The organism is Streptomyces sp. NPDC059853 (genome assembly GCF_042731495.1).
Classification (GTDB): domain Bacteria; phylum Actinomycetota; class Actinomycetes; order Streptomycetales; family Streptomycetaceae; genus Streptomyces.
Genome location: NZ_JBHWJL010000526.1, coordinates 1 through 1,824, shown reverse-complemented (window position 1 = coordinate 1,824; position 1,824 = coordinate 1). Strand labels below are relative to the sequence as shown.

The following is a 1,824-nucleotide window of genomic DNA, read 5'->3' as shown; positions in this document are numbered from 1 at the left end:
GGGTATGACTGTGGACACTGCGCATCTCGAGGTGACGGACGGCGTCGGCACCATCACCCTGGACCGGCCGCCGCTGAATGCCCTGGACTCCGCCCTCCAGGACCGGCTGCGGGAGCTGGCCGGGGAGATCACCGGGCGCCAGGACATCCGCGCCGTGGTGATCCGGGGCAGCGAACGGGCGTTCGCGGCCGGCGCCGACATCAAGGAGATGCGGGCCATGGACCACGCCGCGATGGTGGCCCGCGCCCGGGGCCTCCAGGACGCGTTCACGGCCGTCGCCCGCATCCCCAAGCCGGTGGTGGCGGCCATCACCGGCTACGCGCTGGGCGGCGGCTGCGAACTGGCGCTGTGCGCCGACGTCCGGTTCGCCGCCGAGGAGGCGCGGCTCGGCCAGCCGGAGATCCTGCTCGGGCTGATCCCGGGCGCCGGCGGCACGCAGCGGCTCGCCCGGCTGATCGGCCCCTCCCGCGCCAAGGACCTGATCTTCACCGGCCGCCAGGTGACCGCCGCCGAGGCGCTGACCCTGGGCCTGGTCGACCAGGTGCACCCGGCCGCCGAGGTGTTCGACCGCGCCCACGCCTGGGCCGCGCGGCTGGCCAAGGGCCCGGCGACCGCGCTGCGCGCCGCGAAGGAGGCGGTGGACGGCGGCCTCGACGCGGGCATCGACGCCGGGCTCGCCCTGGAACGCACCTGGTTCGCGAGCCTGTTCGCCACGGCCGACCGCGAGGAGGGCTTCCGCAGCTTCCTGGAGGACGGCCCCGGCAAGGCCCGCTTCCGCTGAACCGGCCCGCGCGCCCGGCCCTCCCCGCACCGGGGAGGGCACCGGGTCCCCGGCCCGCGCGGCCCGGCCCCGCGCCGAAAACCCCGGCGGGGCGGGAGACGGCCGATCACCGGCGCCCCACCCGTCACACCGGCCGCCGCACCCGCGTCGTCCCTGGTCATCGCGGTGTCCGGCGTTCAACTGCCCTCGGCATATGTGCGCCGCCACCGCTGGATCAGTCACCCCACCAGGGACACTTACCCCGGAACCCCCCACGCGCCCGGCATATGCGCGTCATGATGGGCCCATGGCAGCGACGGCGGACACCCCGATGCGGGACGTCATGGGCGTGAGCGGACCGAGCGGAGCGACGGTGGAGACAACCTCCGATCCATCGGCCGGCGAAGTACGGCTGCCCGCCCGCCCCGAATCCGCGGCCGCCGTACGGCGGCTGACGCGCGATCTGCTCCGCGACCACTGGCTGCTGCCCCGGCAGCTCACCGAGGACGCGGTGCAACTGGCCGCGGAACTGGCCGCCAACGCCGTCCAGCACGCCGGGGCCCACAGCTTCGGCCTGCTGGTACGGCGGCGGCGCGGCTGGATCCGGGTGGAGATCCGCGACCCCTCCCGCGCCCTGCCCTGCCTGCTGCCCCCCAGCCGCGAACTGGACCTCAACGGGCGCGGGCTGTTCCTGGTGGATGCCCTCGCCGACCGCTGGGGGGTGGACCTGCTGCCGCGCGGCAAATCCACCTGGTTCGAGCTGCGCCTCGGCGGACGCTAGGGACCCGCCCGCACCGCCCCTACGCCACCATGCCCCGCCGCCGGGTGCCCGCCCGGCGGCGGCGGTCGTTGCACAGCAGGCACTTGCCCCAGCCCGGCGGCAGCGGATCGTCCCGGTCCCCGTACAGCGGGTCGACCGCGCCGCGCGGATGCTCACGGCAGCCGGTCTCCCCCGGCCCGTCGCTCAGCGCCTGCGCCGCCGCCAGCGCCCGCCGCAGGGCGTCGACCAGCACCTCGGCCTGCTCCCCGGCCGGGCTCTCCTGGTCGAAGGCGATGTCATAGGC

At 76.0% G+C, this 1,824-nt stretch carries 3 protein-coding genes; 2 read left to right on the top strand and 1 reads right to left on the bottom strand.

Going from position 1 to position 1,824, the window contains the following annotated elements; genetic code table 11:
* Nucleotides 1-4: 4 nt before the first annotated feature.
* Together ACFV5N_RS27560 and ACFV5N_RS27555 are read left to right on the top strand one after the other, a co-directional pair.
* On the top strand, nucleotides 5-781 hold the full coding sequence (locus tag ACFV5N_RS27560) for an enoyl-CoA hydratase/isomerase family protein (protein ID WP_385605190.1): 777 nt from the start codon (nucleotides 5-7) through the stop codon (nucleotides 779-781).
* A 286-nt stretch (nucleotides 782-1,067) separates the two neighbouring features.
* Nucleotides 1,068-1,541, top strand: a complete 474-nt coding sequence (locus ACFV5N_RS27555; protein WP_385605187.1) for an ATP-binding protein — start codon at nucleotides 1,068-1,070, stop codon at nucleotides 1,539-1,541.
* Nucleotides 1,542-1,560: 19 nt separating this feature from the next.
* Here ACFV5N_RS27555 and ACFV5N_RS27550 read toward each other — a convergent pair.
* Nucleotides 1,561-1,824, bottom strand: a 264-nt coding sequence (locus ACFV5N_RS27550) for a hypothetical protein (protein WP_385605184.1), incomplete at its 5' end; no start/stop codon positions are given.